The 5,231-nt window shown below is 49.9% G+C and carries 7 protein-coding genes; all 7 read left to right on the top strand.

The genetic code is table 11. The annotated features are described in order from the left end of the window. Positions 1 to 2: 2 nt before the first annotated feature. The gene (locus VF260_06920) at positions 3 to 1,433 is read left to right on the top strand and encodes an ATP-binding protein (GenBank protein HEX7056914.1); all 1,431 of its coding nucleotides are present in this window, start codon (positions 3 to 5) and stop codon (positions 1,431 to 1,433) included. A 61-nt stretch (positions 1,434 to 1,494) separates the two neighbouring features. Beyond that, positions 1,495 to 3,213 carry a DNA polymerase III subunit gamma/tau gene (gene dnaX / locus VF260_06915; protein HEX7056913.1) on the top strand — a complete coding sequence of 573 codons (1,719 nt, stop codon included), beginning with the start codon at positions 1,495 to 1,497 and terminating at the stop codon, positions 3,211 to 3,213. 29 nt (positions 3,214 to 3,242) lie between these two features. Then, on the top strand, positions 3,243 to 3,554 hold the full coding sequence (locus tag VF260_06910; protein ID HEX7056912.1) for a YbaB/EbfC family nucleoid-associated protein: 312 nt from the start codon (positions 3,243 to 3,245) through the stop codon (positions 3,552 to 3,554). A 21-nt stretch (positions 3,555 to 3,575) separates the two neighbouring features. Next, positions 3,576 to 4,172, top strand: a complete 597-nt coding sequence (gene recR, locus VF260_06905) for a recombination mediator RecR (protein ID HEX7056911.1) — start codon at positions 3,576 to 3,578, stop codon at positions 4,170 to 4,172. A 189-nt stretch (positions 4,173 to 4,361) separates the two neighbouring features. Then, positions 4,362 to 4,589 carry a DUF2508 family protein gene (locus VF260_06900; protein HEX7056910.1) on the top strand — a complete coding sequence of 76 codons (228 nt, stop codon included), beginning with the start codon at positions 4,362 to 4,364 and terminating at the stop codon, positions 4,587 to 4,589. After that, entirely contained in the window at positions 4,589 to 4,843 is a 255-nt protein-coding gene (locus tag VF260_06895) for a pro-sigmaK processing inhibitor BofA family protein (GenBank protein HEX7056909.1), read from the top strand. The genes VF260_06900 and VF260_06895 overlap by 1 nt, the downstream gene beginning before the upstream one ends. A gap of 215 nt (positions 4,844 to 5,058) precedes the next feature. Further along, positions 5,059 to 5,231 (top strand): CtsR family transcriptional regulator (locus VF260_06890; protein ID HEX7056908.1); only part of this gene is annotated, 173 nt, incomplete at its 3' end.

Raw genomic sequence — 5,231 nt, 5'->3', positions numbered from 1 at the left:
GGGTGCCATTGAACTCTCATGACGAATCCGACACATTTTTGCGGAAACTGACGACTTTGCTGCAAAAAAACCGCAATTGCGCGGTGGCTATTCACCGGGATGGAACCCTGATCGCCGCGAATGCCGCATTTTTTGCCGAGACCGGATTAACGCAAAATGACCTGCCTGGCAAGCGACTGCAACAAATCGCGAGTTTGCCCGACAACGTCAGAAAATGTCTGGATGCCGCGCAGCCTTGCCGCAACGCTTCCGGCAACAATTTGACGCTTTTGGCTTCCGCCAGACAGTCTGTGAGCGAATTTTCCCTTCTGCCCATAAATGTCGAGAATCGCGACATATACATAGTGACGCTGTACGATCTGGATCAACAATATGCGCAAAACCTGCTGCAGCAATTTGCCGGAAACTTTATGAGGGACGTAAACTTGGGCGTTGTACTGATAGATACGAATTTCAAGCTGGTCAATATCAGCGACATGGCATGCCAAATTTTCGCAGTGAACCGTTCCGACGTGATCGGAAAAAACCTGGAGGAGGTATTTTCCTTTATTCCGGATGAGCATCGATTCATCCAAAAAGCGATTCTCGATGGAAAAGTGGCGCGAAACGTTGCGGTGCCGTGGGCGAACAACAACAAGCGATACGAGCTGTTGATGGATTCGAACCTGCTGAAAGATGACGACGGACAAATCGTCGGGGCCTATATTATCTTTAAAGACGTCACAAATTTGCGTTCACTGGAAGAGCAGGTGCAGCGCAGCGACCGGTTGGCCATGATCGGCCAGATCGCCGCGGGAACCGCGCATGAAATCCGGAATCCGCTGACCTCGATCAAAGGATTTTTGCAAGTATTGAAAAAGTCGCTGGAACAAAAAGAAATGCATAAAGAGTATAACTTTACGGAGATCATGCTGTCCGAAATTAACCGGATCAATGACCTTGTCAGCGAATTTTTGCTGCTAAGCAAGCCGCGGAACGTATCGTTCGGGCAAATCGATTTGTCGGTCGTAATCGTCGATATTTTGCCGATTATTAACAACGAGGCGATTCTCTACGGAGTGGATGTGCAATATCAACCGCAGTTCAAAAAACCGAAGGTGCTTGCCGATCGGGAACTCTTGAAGCAAGTATTTCTGAACATTTGCAAAAACGGCATTGAAGCGATGAAACAAGGCGGAACGTTAACGATCACGGAGAAACATGACGCGGAAGGCAAAAACATCATTGTGGAAATCCACGACACCGGACCGGGAATTCCGGCTTATTTGGTCGATAAAATTTTCGACCCCTTTTTTACGACGAAAGAAACGGGGACGGGGCTCGGGCTTTCCGTATGCCAGCGGATTATCCACGATATCGGCGGAACGATCAGCGTTTCTTCCAAAGGCAAGGGCGCCGTTTTCACCATTGCAATTCCCTATGTCGAAAAGTAGCCGCCGTATGATGTATAATAGTTTTGATTGTTAAATGCCGAGCAGGACGGAAGAGGTCGCTATGGAGCAACATATTGCGCTTTATCGGGCGTGGAGACCGCAGACTTTTGCCGAGATGGTCGGGCAGGAGCATATTACGCAAACGTTGCGAAACTCCCTCAAAGAGGGAAGAATTTCGCATGCGTATTTGTTTTGCGGCCCGCGGGGAACCGGCAAGACGAGCGCCGCAAAAATATTGGCCAAAGCCGTCAACTGTTTGCACGGTCCGGCGGAGGAACCGTGCAATTGCTGCGACGCTTGCGTGAGAATCGGCGAAAACGCGGTGATGGACGTCATCGAGCTTGACGCCGCTTCCAACAATGGGGTTGATGAAATCCGGGACATCCGGGAAAAAGTCAAATATGCGCCAACGGAAGTAAGACGCAAAGTATATATTATCGACGAAGTTCATATGCTGACTATCGGCGCGTTCAATGCGCTTCTAAAGACGCTGGAGGAACCGCCTCCCCACGCGATGTTTATACTGGCCACCACAGAGCCGCATAAACTTCCCGTTACCATTATCTCCAGATGCCAACGGTTTGATTTTCGCAGGGTAAAAATGGAAGCGCAGCTGGACCGGCTGCGGCATATTTGCCAGGCGGAGCATATCAACGCCGAAGAAAAGGCGCTTAAGCATATTGCCCGGTTGTCGGACGGAGGCATGCGCGACGCCTTAAGCCTTTTGGATCAGATCATCGCTTTTTCCGGCAGCGACGTAACCTATCAAAATACGATCGCGATTACCGGCGGCGTTTCCGCGGAACAGTTCGGCGAATTGACCGAACGGGTGCTTTCCGCCGATCTGGGCGCCGTGCTCGATACCGCGGAAGCATGGATGCTGGAAGGCAAAAGCGCCGAACGGTGCATCGAAAGCATGATCATGTACTTTCGCGATTTGCTGATGCTGCAAATGATGCCGGAAGCATCGTTATCCGGCCGCATTTTTGTCGATGACGCCATGCGCAAACTGGCGCAGCAACTCAGCAATAAGCAGCTGTTTGACATGATCGACGTTTTAAACCACTATCATAATGAGATGAAGTTTGCCTCACAGCCAAACACGCTGTTTGAAGTGGCCTTGATGAAAATTTGCCGAAAAGCGAAGGAAGAGCCGCGGACGGCGAATGCGGCGGCTGATGCGGTGCGCCAATTGGAACGGAAAGTCGCGGAGTTGGAGCGGCAAGTGCGCGATTTGGCAAATGCCGGCGGCGGAGAAAAAAGTTTTGCGCCGGACAAATCGTCGGATCATAAAAAAAACAAGACGGTTTATGTTCCGATTGTAAAAATCATGCGGCCGGACAAATTGGCGGCGTTCGCCGCCGAACAGGAATCGCCCTGGTCCAGAAATGTCAAGCTGCATTGGAGCGAAGTGCTGGCGCGCGTAAAAGACAGCAAAATCTCCGTGCATGCCTGGCTGATCAACGGCGAGCCGGTTTCCGCGAATGAACATGCCGTTTTGGTCGCCTTCAAAAATGATTTGCACCGCGAAACTACCGAAAAACAAGACAACAAGCAATTGATTGAGCAAGCGTTAAGCGATGTTTTTTCCAAGCCGCTCAAGTTGTTGACGACAATGAAAAAGGATTGGGATGAAATCGCAACAGGCGGCGCCGAACGCGAGAATCAGCGCGAGGTGCTGGAACTTGAGCCGGAAGAGGGCGGCAAATATGCGGAAGAATGGATCAACGAAGCGATTGAAATGTTTGGCGAAGACATGGTTGAGGTTAAAGAAGAATAAACAAGGAGTTGCATGCTGAAATGAGAAACATGAATCAAATGAACCAAATGATGAAACAAGTCAAGAAAATGCAGGAACAAATGCTGAAAGCCCAGGAGGAACTGGGGAACAAAACGGTTGAAGGCACCGCCGGAGGCGGCGCGGTGACCGTTGTCGTCAATGGCCACAAAAAAGTGCAAAGCGTGGCGATCAAACCGGAAGCCGTAGACCCGGACGATGTCGAAATGCTGCAGGACCTGGTGCTGGCTGCCGTAAACGACGCCTTGACGAAAGCCGAAGAGTTGGCCAATCAGGATTTGGGCAAATTTACCGGCGGTCTGAACATTCCAGGATTATTCTAATAGTCAGGAAGTGGTACACCATTGTTTTATCCCGAACCGATCGCCAAGCTGATTGATGCTTTTACCCGGCTGCCGGGAATTGGCGTCAAAACGGCGGGAAGGCTTGCGTTCCACGTGCTGCGGATGAAAGAGGAGGACGTGCTCGATTTCGCCAAAGCGCTCGTGAACGTCAAACGCAACCTGCATTTTTGTTCAAACTGCTGCAATATCACCGATATTGATCCATGCGCCATTTGCCAGGACAAAAAGCGGGACGCTTCGGCCATATGCGTGGTGCAGGAGCCGAAAGATCTTGTCGCCATGGAGCGGACGCATGAATTCAACGGTTATTATCACGTCCTGCACGGTGCGATTTCGCCGATGGAGGGCATCGGCCCTGACGATATCAAGCTGGCGGAGCTCGTCAGGCGTTTGGAAGACGAGCAAGTGCAGGAACTGATTCTGGCGACCAATCCGAATATCGAGGGCGAAGCGACCGCGATGTATATTTCGCGGTTGGTAAAACCTTTTGGGCTTAAGGTTACGCGCATTGCGCACGGCTTGCCGGTAGGCGGCGACCTGGAATACGCCGATGAAGTAACGCTGTCGAAAGCGTTGGAAGGAAGGCGGGAAATTTAAGCTTGTAAGGTGCGCCGATAAAACCATCCTTTGCGGATGGTTTTTTTGCCGTTTATGCGGTTCTAAACCCCGCCCGGTCCCCATAAGATGGAATGAGACCGGTTGAGACGGACAAGTCGGGAAAGGGTGAAGGGGTGCGTGCGTTTTTGTTTGGATCGGTTAAAGCTACGCTTCCTCCGACGATCGCACATGTTGCCGGAGCATTTGTTGCTTATCCAGGAAATCAATAAGGCCAAGGCGGATTGGATCGCGGCGCAAAATCGGTTTGGCGAGGCGGTAGGCAAAGATCAGGTTGATTATGCCATCTATTTGTTGGAAGCGGCAGAAAAGAAATATGAGCTATTGCTCAAGCATGCGAAAAATATTCATTTGCGTGCGCAAAGTTTGGAAAACCGCGAACATGTTGGTGATGAATAATGTGGCTTTACGTTTTTATCATTTCATTGGCGCTGCTTCTTATCTTGCTGTTTAAAGCTAAGCTGCGCTTACGTTACTTTGGGTATTTGCTGCTTAACGTCGTTGCTGCGGGCTTTTTGTTAATAGTGGTCAATTACATCGGCGGCCGATATGCGCTGCACATTCCGGTTAATATTACGACTTTGCTTACGGTGTCGATATTGGGCTTGCCTGGTCTTGTCCTCTTAATCGCGTTGAAATTGACGCTTTTTTAAACAACGGCTTAACTGCCGGTTTTGTCGGCGGATCGCAAAGCCCGACGGGCTTTCGCGGTCCTTTTTTACGTAATGAAATAAATTCGTTTTCCCGGTCAACAATAAAAGATGCGCAAAAGCCTTGAAAAAAACCGCAAAATTTGGTTATAATAAAGTAAGGTCAAAGAAAGTCAAAGTCAGCAGTTATGCTCATGTCGGAACTCGGGAGGAATGGGATGCGCAATATTTCCGATATTATCGAACAGTATTTAAAAAATATGCTGCAGGCGAATCCGGATGGCATCGCCGAGATTCAGCGGAATGAGTTGGCTGACCAGTTTCAGTGCGTACCGTCGCAAATCAATTACGTCATTGGGACGCGATTCACTTTGGAAAAAGGGTACATTGT

The sequence above is a fragment of the Bacilli bacterium genome (assembly GCA_036381315.1).
Lineage (GTDB): Bacteria > Bacillota > Bacilli > Paenibacillales > KCTC-25726 > DASVDB01.
Note: the sequence above shows the minus strand (reverse complement) of the source record. Positions and strands in the feature narration are given on the sequence as shown.

Excerpts from the sequence above, each read along its gene's own strand:
- VF260_06895 (HEX7056909.1), top strand. The coding sequence starts at position 4,589 with ATGTGGCTTTACGTTTTTATCATTTCATTGGCGCTGCTTCTTATCTTG.
- VF260_06910 (HEX7056912.1), top strand. The coding sequence starts at position 3,243 with ATGAATCAAATGAACCAAATGATGAAACAAGTCAAGAAAATGCAGGAA.
- dnaX (HEX7056913.1), top strand. The coding sequence starts at position 1,495 with ATGGAGCAACATATTGCGCTTTATCGGGCGTGGAGACCGCAGACTTTT.
- VF260_06900 (HEX7056910.1), top strand. The coding sequence starts at position 4,362 with ATGTTGCCGGAGCATTTGTTGCTTATCCAGGAAATCAATAAGGCCAAG.